We start from the raw sequence: 15,266 nt of genomic DNA on the forward strand, positions 1-15,266 counted from the left end.
AAATTAATATAAAATTTTGTGAAATTGGCAGATAGTTAAATTTATATTAGATGATTTTATCTAAATTGAAGAGGAAGGGGAATGAATAGTGGCAAAAAAAAATAACACAAATATAGGTTTTGAAAAGCAAATTTGGGATGCAGCTTGTGTTCTTTGGGGACATATACCTGCAGCTGAATATAGAAAGGTAATTGTTGGACTTATTTTTCTTCGTTATATATCAAATGCTTTTGAAAAACGTTATGAGGAGCTTTTAAAAGAAGGTTATGGTTTTGAAAATGACAGAGATGCATATGCAGAAGAAAATATTTTCTTTGTGCCAGAAGAGGCACGTTGGAGTAAGATTTCCTCTGCTGCGCACACACCTGAAATTGGAATAGTAATTGATGATGCAATGAGAGCGATTGAAAAAGAAAATGTGAGTTTAAAAAATGTTTTGCCTAAGAATTATGCTAGTCCGGATTTAGATAAAAGGGTATTAGGAGAAGTTGTTGACTTATTTACTAATGAAATTCATATGGATGATACAGATGAAAGCAAAGATTTACTTGGTAGGACTTATGAATACTGTATTGCTCAATTTGCAGCATATGAAGGAACAAAAGGTGGAGAATTTTATACTCCTTCAAGTATTGTAAAGACAATAGTTGAAATTTTGAAACCTTTTAATAATTGTCGTGTATATGACCCTTGTTGTGGAAGTGGTGGTATGTTTGTACAGAGTGAAAAATTTGTACAGGCTCATAGCGACAATCGAGGGAATATTTCTGTTTATGGACAGGAATCTAATGCAGACACATGGAAGATGGCGAAAATGAATATGGCAATAAGAGGAATTGATGCCAATTTCGGTTCTTATCATGCCGATACATTTTTTAATGACATCCATAAAACATTAAAATCGGATTTCATTATGGCAAATCCACCGTTTAATCTTTCTAATTGGGGTGCAGATAAATTAAAAGATGATGTTAGGTGGAAATATGGAACTCCGCCATCGGGAAATGCAAACTATGCGTGGATACAACATATGATTCATCACCTAGCGCCGAACGGAAAAATAGGCTTAGTACTGGCTAATGGAGCATTATCATCCCAATCTTCAGGAGAAGGAGAAATAAGAAAAAAGATTATAGAAGATGATCTCGTTGAAGGGATTGTAGCTTTGCCAACACAGTTATTTTATAGCGTAACTATTCCAGTGACATTGTGGTTTATTACTAAAAATAAAAAACAGAAAGGAAAGACCCTATTTATTGATGCCAGAAAAATGGGATATATGGTTGATCGAAAACATAGAGATTTTACGGAAGGTATACAAGAAGATGGAAGTCTTGGGGATATTGACTTACTAGCAAAAACCTTTGAAGATTTTCAAAATGGAAAATTAGAGGAGAAAAAAGGATTTTCCGCTATAGCGTCAATAGAAGATATAGCAAAACAAGATTATATATTAACTCCCGGTCGATACGTAGGTATTGAAGAACAAGAAGATGACGGCGAGCCTTTTGAGGAAAAGATGACAAGGCTGACCTCAGAACTTTCGGATATGTTTGAGAAATCTCATGAACTGGAAGAGGAAATCAGAAAGAAGTTAGGGGCTATTGGTTATGAAGTGTAATTGGCGTATAAAAAAGCTATCCGAAATTGCTCACATCAATCCAAAAGAAAGCATTGGTAAAGGCATCATGGCAAAAAAAGTACCAATGGATAAATTGCAACCGTTTTGTAGGGATATTCCAGAATTCATTTTGGGAGAGTATAAGGGGGGAGCTAAATTTAGAAATGGTGACACGATAATGGCAAGAATAACACCTTGTTTGGAGAATGGAAAAATTTCAAAAGTTTCTATGTTGGATGATGATGAAGTTGGTTTTGGATCAACTGAATACATTGTTTTTCGTGCTATTGAAGGTGTTAGTGATGCTGATTTTCTGTATTATTTGATTTGTAGCCCATTGGTTCGTAATCCGGCAATTAAATCTATGGTGGGGTCATCGGGTCGCCAAAGAGTACAAACTGATGTAGTCTCTGATTTGGATATAGAGTTGCCTAATATCGAAGAGCAAAGGAAAATCGGAAGTATACTAAAGGCTCTTGATGATAAAATAGCATTGAATAATGCGATAAACAATAATTTAGCGGCTTAAAGGTCTATGTCTGATACATCAAGCTCACCGGACATCAGTTTAGGTAAAAGAGCGTCACGAGTTGTAGCTAATCGTACATTTTCAGCTTTGTTATGACCAATCATCTCAAAAATCGGCGTTACAGTGGCCGTGTAATTACGGACATCGTCAAAGTTTAAGTTGCTTATTGGCATAGCGGCTATATGCTGAGGATAAATGTGCGGCTGTGCAGAACCAGTTTGAGCATCGTATATTTCTTTCTGGCGCTTTTTTAATAACACATACCAAAAATAAACATTGTCTGTCATTGAACTATCAATAAAAGATGAGTCTGATGACCAAATCGGTATATTCCATAAACTAACATATCCCGAATTTGCACCGGAAGCAGATATAGCAAGAACAGGAGCAACTGTATTAGCTACATTATGATACGTTGATGGTTCCAAACCGCCAGCAACAACTGGAACATTTCCGAATATGGCGTTTTTCGATAGTAAGCCCTTGCCTCTTTTTGGAGTTATGCTATCTCCGATAGTATTTTCTCCATTTGATATACTTGGAAACATCGCATCAAAAATTGCCCGAGCTTGCTGCTCTAAATTATTGTTTGTAATACTTCATATAAAAATTAGAAAGAAAATAAGAATTATATTAAATAAATCTATAAAGGAGAGAGTTATGCTGGCATCATATACAGAAGAAAATTATGAAAACTCAATAATTGAATTATTTCAAAACGATTTGGAATATGAGTACGCATATGGTCCTAATATTGAGAGGGATTTTTATAGCCCGCTATATGAAGAGGTTCTAGTTGAATCGTTATATCGTTTAAATAGAGATTTGCCAGGAGATGCCATTCAGGAGGCATTGTATAAAATTAAAAATTTTGAAAATGGTGAGATTGTACAAAAAAATAATTTATTTATGGACTATCTGCAAAATGGCATTCCAGTAAGATATTTTTTTAAAGATGAAGAGCGCTCAGATATTGTTTATATTGTTGATTATAAGAATCTAGATAATAACTCCTTTATTGTTGCAAATCAATGGACATTTATAGAAAATAGTGAAAAAAGACCTGACATTGTTTTATTTTTAAATGGACTACCTATTGTCGTTATTGAATTAAAGTCACCATCTAGAGAAGGAACAGATGCTTCAGATGGATATAGACAGTTGAAAAATTATATGAAAGAAATCCCATCTATGTTTATTTATAATGCTATTTGTGTCATGAGTGACCAATTGACATCCAAAGCAGGAACAATTACTTCTGGTGAAGATCGTTTTATGGAGTGGAAAACAAAAGATGGTAGCTATGAAAATACAGAATATGCTAACTTTGATACATTTTTTGAGGGAATTTTTAAAAAAGAAAGATTCTTAGATATAATAAAAAATTACATTGTTTTTCAAATGAAGGTATAAGTATGTTTAAAATTTTAGCGGGGTATCATCAGTATTTTGCAGTTAATAAGGCTATTGAATCTACTAAAAAAGCTACAGTGACAGATGGTAAAGGTGGAGTTTTTTGGCATACTCAAGGTAGTGGGAAGTCTTTATCTATGGTATTTTATGCACATAGACTACAAGAAGCATTAGATAGCCCTACGATTGTTGTGCTTACAGATAGAAATGATTTGGATGATCAACTGTATGGACAATTTGTTAAATGTAAGAATTTTTTAAGACAAGATCCTATTCAAGCAGATAGTAGAGCTCATTTAAAAAATTTGCTTAATGGAAGAAAAGCAAACGGAATTATATTTACTACAATGCAAAAGTTTGAGGAATCAGAAGATGCTTTATGTGAAAGACGTAATGTTATTGTAATGGCTGATGAAGCACATAGAGGACAATATGGTTTAGCAGAAAGAATTAAAATTGTACAAAATGAAAATGGAGAAGATATAGCTAAAAGAGTTGTCGGGACTGCGAGAATTATTAGAAATTCTCTGCCTAATGCAACATATATTGGATTTACAGGGACTCCTATTTCTTCAAAAGATAGAAGTACTAGAGAGGTATTTGGTGAATATATTGATATCTACGATATGACCCAAGCTGTTGAGGATGGAGCTACAAGACCTGTTTATTACGAAAGTAGAGTTATTAAATTAAATCTTGATGAAAGTACATTAAAATTAATAGATAAAGAGTACGATATAATGGCAGAAAATGCTGACCCTCATGTTATTGAAAGAAGTAAAAAAGAGCTTGGTAGGATGGACGCAATACTTGGAAATGATAATACTATAAATTCACTTGTTTGTGACATTATAGATCATTATGAAGATAATCGAGAAAACTTGCTTACTGGTAAGGCTATGATTGTAGCATATTCTCGACCTATTGCTATGAGAATTTATGAGAAAATATTAGAACTTCGACCTAATTGGGTTGAAAAAATAGGCGTAGTTATGACTTCGGGGAACAATGATCCTGAAGAGTGGAGAGATATAATTGGAAATAAAAAGCATAAGGATGAGTTGGCAAAGAAATTTAAAAATAACGATAGTGAAATGAAAATTGCTATTGTTGTGGATATGTGGCTTACGGGGTTTGATGTTCCATCTTTGGCAACTATGTATGTTTATAAGCCAATGACAGGACATAATTTGATGCAGGCTATTGCACGAGTGAATCGTGTGTTCCAAGATAAAGAAGGTGGCCTTATTGTTGACTATGTAGGGATTGCATCAGCATTAAAACAAGCTATGAATGATTATACAACTCGTGATAAGAAAAATTATGGAAATACAGATGTTGCAGAGGTTGCTTATCCTAAATTTTTAGAAAAATTATCTGTATGTCAAGATTTATTCCATGGTTATAATTATATTAATTTTAGTGGAGATAGTGATTTAGAAAGGGCTAAAATTATTAGTGGCGCGTTAAATTTTATTCTAGACAGAAAAAGAGAGAATGATAAAGAAATTTTTTTGAAAGAAGCACTTATGCTTCATCAGGCACTATCTCTTTGTTCATCTTTAGTATGTGAGAAAGATAGATTAGAAGCTGCTTTTTTTGAAGCGATTCGAGTTTTAGTTTTAAGGCTTATAAATAATGGACAAGGACAAAAAATATCTTTAAATCAAATGAATGCTAAAATCAATGATTTATTAAAACAAAGCATTAAGAGTGAAGGAGTGATAAATCTATTCTCTGACATAAAAGAAGAGTTTTCATTATTTGATCCTAAGTTTTTGCAAGATGTAGCTAATATGAAAGAAAAAAATATTGCTGTAGAGCTTTTAAAAAAATTAATAGCAGAGCAAGTTGTTGTATATAAGAGGACAAATATAGTAAAGTCTGAAAAATTTAGTGGAATTATGCAAAGGACATTAAATTCATATCTTAATGGGATGTTAACGAATGAAGAGGTCATTGAAGAAATGCTAAATCTTGCAAAACAGATTGCTGAAGCACAAAAAGCTGGTGATAAATTGGGGTTGACAACAGATGAGCTTGCTTTTTATGATGCACTTACAAAACCTCAAGCGATTAAAGATTTTTATAAAAATGATGAGTTAATTGCAATTAGTAGGGAATTAACAGATACACTTAGGAAGAATAGAAGTATAGACTGGCAAAAAAGAGAATCAGCTCGTGCTAAAATGAGAATGTTAATTAAAAAACTTTTGAAAAAACATAAATATCCGCCTGAGGGGATGGAAGATGCAGTGCAAGTTGTTATGACACAGTGCGAACTTTGGACTGATAGTTATCATTTTGAATATGATGATATTTATTCACATACAGACTATATTAACAAGTCTGTGCCGTTAGCTGCAGAAAATAGTATAAAATATATTTGATTAAATTCAATGAACGAATATATTGAGAGAGTGTAAATTATGTCAAAAGGAATAATATATTTAATGACCACAGTAGTATCTGGTCTTATAAAGATTGGTAAAACCAGAAATGACCAATTTGAAAATAGAATGAGATTTTTAGAAAGTAATGGATACGCTAATATTACAGGGCTAAAAAGAGAATTTGCTATAGAAGTGGATGGATATGACGAGAAAGAAAAGCTTATACATGATATTTTTAGTAAAAGTAGGATTGTTAATACAGAACTATTTGCTTTAGATATAGAAATAGCAAAATCGTTATTATCTTCTTTAGATGGTAAGCAGATTTATCCAAAAGATAAGAGTAAAAAGGAAGTATTTAAGGAATCAACAGAAGAAATAAAACTTAAGTCAGATAATGGGTTTGTTCCAGATGGGGAATATGTATTAAACCGTAATATTAAAGGTTTTGGTAAAGTTTATGGTAAAGCAAAAGTAGAAGATGGTATATTTACAGTTTTAAAAGGAAGTATTTGTGGAAATACTGGGAAAGGGTATATTTCTTCTATTAGACGAAATGCAAATATAGTAAATAATATATTACAAGAAGACATTGTATGTGTTAATCCATCGAGCGCAGGTTGGATAATTATCGGAAAATCTAATAATGGATGGGTTGAATGGAAGGATATACATGGTAACAGAATCGAAAAATATAGAGATATAGAAAGATAGTTTATGTATAAGATAGTTACTATAGAAATAGCAAGAGGTAAGTTTATGCCAAATTTAAAAGCAAAAGAATATAAAAAATTTGAAGATATTAAACATATCAGAAAAGATGGAAGTGAGTATTGGAGTGCAAGAGAACTTTCTGCTGTACTTGATTACTATCAATGGCGTAATTTTCAAAAGGTAATTGATAAGGCTATGATTGCTTGTGAAAATAGTGGGCATGAAGTAACATACGATTTTGCTGAGGCCAGCAAAATCGTAGAAGCTGGTGCTACAAGCAAGTCTATTAAAGATTATGAACTTACAAGATATGCTTGCTATTTGATTGTGCAAAATGGTGATCCTAGAAAAGAAGTTATTGCACTTGGACAAACCTACTTTGCTATACAAACATATCGTCAAGAGCTAGCGGATCATTTTAATCAGCTTGATGAGGATAGAAGACGGCTTGTTGTTCGAGGTGATATTAAACAATGGAATCAGATTTTAGTTGAAACAGCACATGATGCGGGAGTTATCACAAACGAAGAATTCGCTATATTCCAAAATGCTGGATATATGGGATTGTATGGCGGATTAGATGTAGAAGATATACATTCTAGGAAGGGTCTAGCTGCAAGACAAAAGATTTTGGATTACATGGGAAGTACTGAACTCATTGCGAATTTATTTAGAATTTCACAGACAGAAGAAAAGCTAAGGAAAGACAAAGTTGAGGGTGCATATGCAGCAACAAAAGTGCATTATTCAGTAGGAAAAGAAGTGAGAGGTGCCATTGAGAAAATAGGTGGCACAATGCCAGAAGATTTACCAGTTCCAGAGAAAAATATTCAACAGATAGAAAAAGAACAGATGAAACGTCTTAAGGATAAAGCTAAACAGGGAAAGTTGATGTTGGATGAATAATGTGTGTCCCCAAAAACACTCTTACTGTAGTATAAACACTGATATTGTTTTGAGATTAAAAACTCAAAAACTAGGTATAAAGACACCAGATTTTAGAAACTTAATAGATACTGATAATTTGTAAAATAAACAAATATGCTATGATAATTATTGGGTTTGAATAAGATTATAAATTCAAGAGGTTAAAAATCCTCAGCAAGACTATTAGTATAATCTATGTTAATTTGATTAAGTTGAGAGTCAAAAATTAAAGTATGTATTGTAAAAATTTTTATACGGGGTTTGCTTTTATTCATATGTTAAAAATATAAAATTTAAGAAGAAAGTGAAATTAACTAGTTCATCAAATCATATATTCAGACTAAAATATAAAAAAATAAACTCGGAGCATTCCGAGTTATTATTCTTATATTTTCTTGACCAATTTTGATTTTAGATAAATTCTACCAACTCCATCTACAGTAGCTTCAATGTCGTGACCATTTACTTCAGGTTTAAGAATTTTTAATTTAGTAGCTTTAGTTCCTTGTTTTAATCTATCTTTGCCTAATGGTAATTCTTTTATTGTAGTAACTGAATCGCCATCTGCTAATTCAGCTCCGTTAAAATCAAATGTTTTGCTAGCAAGTTCAGCAGCTTCCATATCTGCATCTGTCCACTCATGAAAACACATAGGACAAACATATAAATGATTATCTTTGTATGTGTAGCCTTCTCCACACTGTGGGCAATTTGGTAAATCTATCATTCTAACCTCCAAATAATTTATTACTGATAATATTATAACATAAATAATTTTAATTAAAAATGATAGTGAACATTCATTACAATTAAGCTTATCAGCCTCTGGGTTAGAGATTTAAAAACAATTATAGAAATGTTGTTATATTTGTAAAATAGATTCAGAAACTTGGAATCAAGCAACAAATATAAGAGCTAAGTGTAGTGTATTTTAGAAGATTTTTATATATAGAAATATAAAAAAATTTTCAAAAGTTTGAATAATACTTATTGTAACAATATCTAAAATTATCATCAAATGCAACTATAAACTTTTGATTATATAAAAAACTGTCTAGAGTTGTCAAACATATGTGACAAGAAAATTCAATTTTTTTATTATGGTGAAGGCAAAAAATTAGATTCTGCCTTCAAAAAATATTGTTAATTGCGACAATATCTTATCCCAGCCCCTTATTCTAGTGGCCCACTTGCTAGATGCATCTACCATCGCAAGGTACAAGTGTAAATGTCAATATAAGAATGTACATTTTCCTATTCCTTCCGGATATTTGAAATAGATACTTTGTTTATCTAGAGTTTATTATATACATCTTCTACTTTTTTATTTAAAGAATAATATCCAATTTTAAGTATATATTTTCGCGAATATAATTACTGGAAATTGCATTCTTCAACCAATCTACCATCTCGAGTATATAAAAATAAGGAATTATTTTAATCAAACTTTAATATAATTGCATAACTAAAAAGCTCATCTATTTATTTTGTCTATATTCGATTACAGCCATTTTTATTTGATTATAGGAGATATTTTCGTTTACAGCTTCTTTTATTGGCTTTAATTTTGAGTAACCCAAGCGTTCAATCGCTTTAAATATTTCATTTCTTACATTTTTATCCAAATTAAAATTTATATTTTCAAGATATCCTGTTTTTTGAGCAATGTCTAGGTGTTTAAGTACAGTTTCGGAAGTTATATTTCGTTGAATGGCAATTTCTTCTATAGACATACCTTCTTTAAATAGCATGGCTGAACGTTTGAAAGAGTTTGAGAATGATTTTTTCTTTATACTATTTTCTTGAGGAATGGAATAATTATCGTACTTATTTTGTGTTAAATCGACGTCTTTAACAAAATCTAAGATCAATTCAAGAAATCTTTTACCATATTTTCTTATTTTAGTTTCGCCAAATCCAGGCATCTCTTTAAATTCTCTCATTGTTTGAGGCTTCATAATGGCTAGATTTTTCAAATGTGAATTATGCAGTATCACATAAGGCGGAACATTTTCTTCTTCTGCTATAGAATTTCTTAAATATCTTAAATTTTCAAATAGTTCGGCATCAATGGAGGATAAATTTTCTTTTATTATAGAAGTTTTGTTGTTTGCTTTTGGAGTTTTCTTTTTAATCATGTAAAACTCCTCTTCGCCTTGTAATAGGTTGACGGATGATTTAGTTAATCTCAATTCTCGATGTCTTCCAAGAACAAGATATTTGTCTGAGATAAGTTTAGATATTATATTTTTAATTTCATCACGACTAAGATTATTCATGATTCCATAGGTGGATAATTTATCGAAATTCCAGTTAAGTACTTTATGGTTAGAAGATCCTTTTAAAACTAAAGAAACCAAGTCCATTCCAAAGTTTTGATCCATACGAACTATACAGGACAAAACTTTTTGAGCATCAATTGTTCTGGATTCAATTTCTGTTTTATTTAAGCAAACAGAGCAGTTATTGCACTTGTCATGGGTATTTTTATCAAAATAATTAATTATTTGCCAACGTAAACACTTAGTTGAATAGCAATAGGCAATCATTTGTTCGAGTTTTTTATATGAATAATTGTCATTATTAGATTTTATTAAGAATTTATTAGTTACTATATCTTGTGGGGAAAATAAGAGGATTGCATTTGCAGGTTCTCCATCTCTGCCGGCTCTACCTGCCTCTTGATAGTATGACTCAATGTCTTTTGGCATATTGTAGTGAATAACTTGTCTTACGTCAGGTTTATCTATGCCCATTCCAAAAGCATTAGTACAAACCATTATTGAAATTTCATCTTTTAAAAATGCATTTTGAATGGCATTTCTTTGCGTAATATCTATACCGGCATGGTATTTCCCGACCGAATATCCTCTATCTTGAAGAAAATCTTTTATTTCATCTACAAGTTTTCTAGTTGAGCAATAAATTATTTGAGATTGACATTTATCCAATAGTTCAAGTAACCTTTCTTTTTTATCTTTAGGTTCTTCAACGGCAAAATAGATATTTGGTCTGTCGAAGCTGGATACATGAATAAAAGGCTCTACTTGATCAAGCTGGTTGATTATATCTTTTCTGACTAATTGATTTGCTGTTGCCGTAAATGCTGAAACTACCGGTCTTATATTAAGATTTTGTATAAAAGAAGAAATTGTTCTGTAAGAAGGTCTGAAGTCATGACCCCATTGTGAAATACAATGCGCTTCATCAACAACTATTTGCGAGATGTTGAGATTTTTAGCCCATTGCGTGAAAAAAACATTTTCTAATCTTTCAGGAGCTATGTATAAGAGTTTTATATTTCCATTTTCAATTTCATTTTTAACTTCGCCGGTTTGGGTGAAATCTTGACTGGAATTCATAAGTCTTGCCGGGATTCCCTTTAGCCTTAAGTCATCGACTTGATCTTTCATTAGGGCAATAAGTGGTGAGATAAATATAGTTAAACCATCAATCAGCATTGCGGGAATTTGGTAGCATATAGATTTTCCGCCGCCTGTGGGTAGTACACCCAAAACATCTTTCCCATTTAAAATATTGTTTATTAAATCTTCTTGTCCAGATCTAAAATTATCATAGCCAAAATATTTTTTTAAAATTTGTTTAACTTCCATAATTTTCTCCTTTTAAGTCATTAATTTATAGTAGATATTTTTTTAATATTATTTCCTTGAGCTAATTATAGCATTAAAGATTAGCTTTATGGTTACGAGAAAAGGTAAGTGGACAGATGATTACTCAAAGCAACGGGATTTTATTAGAATAAGATTAAATAATAAAATGATTGACAGGAAAACATTACCGTGCTAGACTGAAAATAGTTAACTAAGTGAACAGTTCACAATAGATACTTTTTGGAGGGGTTTTATGACTGAGAAAGTTAGTAAAAAGAGAGATTTATCTTTATTATTACTTATAGGTGGTATTGTGTTAGGGGCTATTATAGGTTTAGTGTTTGGTGAAAAGGCGACAGTGTTAAAACCTTTAGGAGATATTTTTCTAAATTTGATGTTTACAATAGTTGCTCCTATGGTGTTAGTTTCTATATCAACTGCGGTTGGCAATATGATAGACATGAAGAGATTAGGTAAAATATTAACTTGGACAATGTTGATATTTGTAGTTACAGGTCTATTCGCAGGTATAGTTAGTTTTGGGACTTTAAATATTTTTAATATTGTAGATCCAGGGTCTATGAACTTTGAAATGGCTGCTGAGCAAGGTGTTGAAATAAAATCTGCAGGAGACATGGTAGTTGAAACTTTAACTGTAAGTGATTTTCCTGAAATATTAAGCAGAAAAAACATGTTGGCAATTATCGTGTTCTCTATAATGCTGGGCTTGGCTGTAAGTAAAAACGGAGGAAAAGACAGCCTTGTAGGCAAATTACTAAATAATTTAAATAATGTTATTATGACTATTATTTCTTTTATTATGAAGCTTGCGCCAATTGGATTAGGAGCTTATTTTGCAAATTTAGTTGGAGAGTTTGGACCGGAACTTATTGGGAATTATGGAAGGTTACTGGCAGTATATTATCCTTTGATAATTATTTATGTAGTAATATTTTTCCCTTTGTATGCTTACTTTGCTGGTGGTAAGATAGGTGTGAGAAGGATGTCTAAAAATATAATAAAACCAATGGTAACATCTTTTGCAACTCAATCTTCTGTGGCAACTCTACCAGTTAACAAGAATGCTTGTAATAATATAGGAGTGTCTGAAGATATATCCGATATTATACTTCCATTAGGTTGTACAATGCATATGGACGGTTCAGTTATTTCGTCCATATTTAAAATAGCATTTTTATTTGGAATTTATGGAATTCCCTATACGGGAATAGATGTGTATGCTAAGTCTATGATGGTGGCTATATTGAGTGCATTTGTATTATCAGGGGCGCCAGGAGGTGGATTAGTTGGGGAAATGTTAATAGTATCACTATTTAATTTTCCTCCTGAGTCATTCCCGATTATTGCAACGATTGGATTTTTAGTGGATCCTGCAGCTACAATGGCAAATGCAAGTGGAGATACAATAGCTTCAATGATGGTAACAAGAATTGTTGAAGGCAAAAATTGGATAAGAAAGAAGGATGTGGCGAGTGAATAAAATAAATTTGGCAAATCTACCGACACCAATTGAAAAAATCGAGTCATTAAGCAAAAAATATAAAAAAAATATTTATATAAAGCGCGATGATTTCACGGGTACTGAAGTATCCGGAAATAAAATTAGAAAATTGGAATACACTATGCAAGACGCTATAAATCAATGTGCTGATACAATTATAACAACTGGAGCTATTCAATCAAATCATTGTAGAGCAACTGCTGCAGCTTCAGCTAAACTTGGTTTGGATTGTCATTTAGTATTAGTTGGTGAAGTTGGAAATAACGAAGGAAACTATTTTTTAGACAAATTATTGGGTGCTAAAATTCATGTAATAAAAGAATCATCTGAAAGAGAAACATATGTAGAAGAGTTGATACAAAATTTAAATGACAATGGGCATAAAGCCTACTATATGCCGGTTGGAGCTTCTACATCAGTTGGAGCGTTAGGATACCAAGCTTGTTTTGATGAAATAATAGACCAAGAAAAAAGCTTGGGGGTTAAATTCGATGCAATATTTTCGACAACTGGTTCAGGTGGAACATATGCAGGTCTTTGGTATGGCAATTACAAAAATAAGTCAAACAAAGAAATTTTTGGTATAAGTGTTAGCGAGTCAAGTGAACATTTTAAAAAAGTAATAGTTGAAATATTAAAAGGTATGAACTGTAATATTACAGATTTCAATGGGATAAATATAGTTGATGATTACATTGGCTTAGGTTATGGAAAATATACAGAAAAAGAAATTCAAGCCTATATAGATATATCAAAAGAAACGGGAATAATTTTTGACCCTTGTTATACAGGGAAGGGTTTTATCGGGATGCTTGAAGAGATAAAAAATTCAGATTTTGAAAATATTTTATTTATACACACCGGTGGGTTACAAGGTTGGACTAAAGAAATGAGAGATGTTGCGGATAAATTACTAAATTATTGAGAGGAGTAAATATGAAATATAATTTTAGTTCAGCAGTAGATAGAAGAAAATCAAACCCAAGCAAGTGGTTAAAGGTAAATAATACAGAAGAGGATTTTGTGTTGCCGATGTCTACTGCAGATATGGATTTCGAATTATGCAAGGAAATTAGAAATGACTTAACCGGATATATAAGCGAACAAGTCTTAGGTTATTCAAGACCTACAAAAGAATATTTAGAGAGCGTTGTAGAATTTTTTAAGTCACACCATGGTTTTAATATAAGACAAGAATGGATATTTACAACTCCAGGAGTTGTTTCAGCATTAGCAACTGCTGTTGGAGAATTTACAAATGTTGGAGAGAAAGTTATCATTATGACTCCTATTTATCCACCGTTTTATGATGTAGTTAAAGGTCAAGATAGACAAGTTTCTGAATGTCCAATGATTTTTAATGATGGAAATTATTTTATTGATTTTGAACTTTTAGAAAAACAAGCTAAACAAGCAAAACTTATTTTATTCTGTAGCCCACATAATCCGTCGGGAAGAGTTTGGGACGTTGAAGAATTAGAAAAGTTGGGGAGAATATGTATTGATAACGGTCTAATGATAGTGAGCGATGAAATTCATTCAGATATAATGTTGAGCGAGAAGAAGCACAGGATTATAGGCACTATTTCAAGTGGAGTTTTGGATAACTCTATAATTTGTACAGCAGCATCAAAGACATTTAACATTGCCGGACTTCAATGCTCAAACATAATAATAGCTAATGAAAAGATAAGGAGCAGATTTATTGTTGCCAACGAGAAAATTGGATTGGAAAGAGCTAATGTTTTAGGGATGGTAGCAACTCAATCAGCTTATACTAATGGTCAGGCTTGGATAGAAGAAGTGACAGAAGTAATAAAGGAAAATTTAAGAGTTTTAGTGAACTTTTTAGAAAAGTACAATAATTTATTTTCATACGTAGTTCCACAGGCTAGTTTTTTGGTCTGGATTTCATATGAAAAGATGGGAATTGATGAAAATAAAATGTGTGAATTGCTTGATGAGGCAAAGTGCTATGTGAATTTAGGTTCCGAATATGGATACGGCGGAGAAAGACATATGAGAATTAATATTGGTTTACCTAAGAAATATTTAACCGAAAATTTAATGAGACTAGAAGAAGTTTTAAAGAAACATAAGTATATATAAAGCAAGTCCTCCGGGTTATCCGGGGGACTTAATTTATTTGGATTATTCTTTTTCAATAGCATCTTTATACTTCCTCAAAAAAAATTCTTGATTTTGCAATTTCATCAAGACTGAAATCTTGAGATAAGAAAGTTGTTGTAAAAATTGTCGATTCGATATCATGTATCATATGTTTTTTTATTAAAAATCTCACCTTTTTTTGTCAAATATAAATCATATTTTCTTTTATTTTCAGGATTTATTTCTCTATAAATATATCCATCACTTTCTAGTTTATTTATAATTTTAGAAATATATGCCTTGGAGACATTCCATATTTCATTTAATTCAATGGCGTTTATACCAGGAGATTTGAAAATATTATAGATAATGTGCGCTTCAATCATAGACAATTTATCAGAGTCTCCATAATTTTTGGAACTTT

The 15,266-nt window shown here is 31.7% G+C and carries 13 protein-coding genes; 9 read left to right on the forward strand and 4 right to left on the reverse strand.

The window, feature by feature from the left end:
* Positions 1–88 precede the first annotated feature (88 nt).
* Complete coding sequence (locus HMPREF9129_RS04330) at positions 89–1,621, forward strand: type I restriction-modification system subunit M (RefSeq protein ID WP_004820739.1); 1,533 nt, start codon at positions 89–91, stop codon at positions 1,619–1,621.
* Positions 1,611–2,150 carry a restriction endonuclease subunit S gene (locus tag HMPREF9129_RS04335; protein ID WP_004820741.1) on the forward strand — a complete coding sequence of 180 codons (540 nt, stop codon included), beginning with the start codon at positions 1,611–1,613 and terminating at the stop codon, positions 2,148–2,150. The genes HMPREF9129_RS04330 and HMPREF9129_RS04335 overlap by 11 nt, the downstream gene beginning before the upstream one ends.
* Here the strand turns inward: HMPREF9129_RS04335 and HMPREF9129_RS04340 are convergent.
* A complete protein-coding gene (locus HMPREF9129_RS04340; protein WP_004820743.1) occupies positions 2,147–2,698 on the reverse strand; it encodes a hypothetical protein in 552 nt (183 codons plus the stop codon). The genes HMPREF9129_RS04335 and HMPREF9129_RS04340 overlap by 4 nt on opposite strands.
* Before the next feature lie 112 nt (positions 2,699–2,810).
* On the opposite strand from HMPREF9129_RS04340, the gene HMPREF9129_RS12900 reads away from it, so the two are divergent.
* Genes HMPREF9129_RS12900 through dinD form a run of 4 tightly spaced genes read left to right on the forward strand, consistent with a single transcriptional unit; the run spans position 2,811 to position 7,576 of the window.
* Positions 2,811–3,563, forward strand: a complete 753-nt coding sequence (locus tag HMPREF9129_RS12900) for a type I restriction endonuclease (protein ID WP_257009163.1) — start codon at positions 2,811–2,813, stop codon at positions 3,561–3,563.
* Between the two features lie 2 nt (positions 3,564–3,565).
* Positions 3,566–5,953 carry a type I restriction endonuclease subunit R gene (locus HMPREF9129_RS04345; RefSeq protein WP_004820746.1) on the forward strand — a complete coding sequence of 796 codons (2,388 nt, stop codon included), beginning with the start codon at positions 3,566–3,568 and terminating at the stop codon, positions 5,951–5,953.
* 39 nt (positions 5,954–5,992) lie between these two features.
* Positions 5,993–6,670 carry a DUF4357 domain-containing protein gene (locus tag HMPREF9129_RS04350; protein ID WP_004820749.1) on the forward strand — a complete coding sequence of 226 codons (678 nt, stop codon included), beginning with the start codon at positions 5,993–5,995 and terminating at the stop codon, positions 6,668–6,670.
* 3 nt (positions 6,671–6,673) lie between these two features.
* Positions 6,674–7,576: a DNA damage-inducible protein D gene (dinD, locus tag HMPREF9129_RS04355; protein WP_004820750.1), complete on the forward strand. Its 903-nt coding sequence runs from the start codon at positions 6,674–6,676 to the stop codon at positions 7,574–7,576.
* 406 nt (positions 7,577–7,982) lie between these two features.
* Here the strand turns inward: dinD and HMPREF9129_RS04360 are convergent, their stop codons facing one another.
* Both HMPREF9129_RS04360 and recQ read right to left on the reverse strand, forming a co-directional pair.
* Positions 7,983–8,324: a zinc ribbon domain-containing protein YjdM gene (locus tag HMPREF9129_RS04360; RefSeq protein ID WP_004820752.1), complete on the reverse strand. Its 342-nt coding sequence runs from the start codon at positions 8,322–8,324 to the stop codon at positions 7,983–7,985.
* Positions 8,325–9,075: 751 nt separating this feature from the next.
* On the reverse strand, positions 9,076–11,211 hold the full coding sequence (recQ, locus tag HMPREF9129_RS04365; RefSeq protein WP_004820754.1) for a DNA helicase RecQ: 2,136 nt from the start codon (positions 11,209–11,211) through the stop codon (positions 9,076–9,078).
* Between the two features lie 253 nt (positions 11,212–11,464).
* Here recQ and HMPREF9129_RS04370 point away from each other — a divergent pair, with 253 nt between their 5' ends.
* The 3 genes from HMPREF9129_RS04370 to HMPREF9129_RS04380 are packed head-to-tail and all read left to right on the forward strand — an operon-like array spanning position 11,465 to position 14,842.
* On the forward strand, positions 11,465–12,712 hold the full coding sequence (locus HMPREF9129_RS04370; protein ID WP_004820755.1) for a dicarboxylate/amino acid:cation symporter: 1,248 nt from the start codon (positions 11,465–11,467) through the stop codon (positions 12,710–12,712).
* Complete coding sequence (locus HMPREF9129_RS04375) at positions 12,696–13,658, forward strand: D-cysteine desulfhydrase family protein (protein ID WP_040552301.1); 963 nt, start codon at positions 12,696–12,698, stop codon at positions 13,656–13,658. Before HMPREF9129_RS04370 ends, HMPREF9129_RS04375 begins: the two co-directional genes overlap by 17 nt.
* Positions 13,659–13,669: 11 nt before the next feature.
* Positions 13,670–14,842, forward strand: coding sequence for a MalY/PatB family protein (locus HMPREF9129_RS04380; protein WP_004820759.1), 1,173 nt, complete (start codon positions 13,670–13,672; stop codon positions 14,840–14,842).
* 158 nt (positions 14,843–15,000) lie between these two features.
* Here the strand turns inward: HMPREF9129_RS04380 and HMPREF9129_RS04385 are convergent.
* The coding region (locus tag HMPREF9129_RS04385) for a MarR family transcriptional regulator (protein ID WP_004820761.1) at positions 15,001–15,266 on the reverse strand (266 nt) is incomplete at its 5' end.

Origin of the sequence: Peptoniphilus indolicus ATCC 29427, from assembly GCF_000227315.1 — a bacterium.
In the GTDB taxonomy this organism is placed as follows: Bacteria; Bacillota; Clostridia; order Tissierellales; family Peptoniphilaceae; genus Peptoniphilus; species Peptoniphilus indolicus.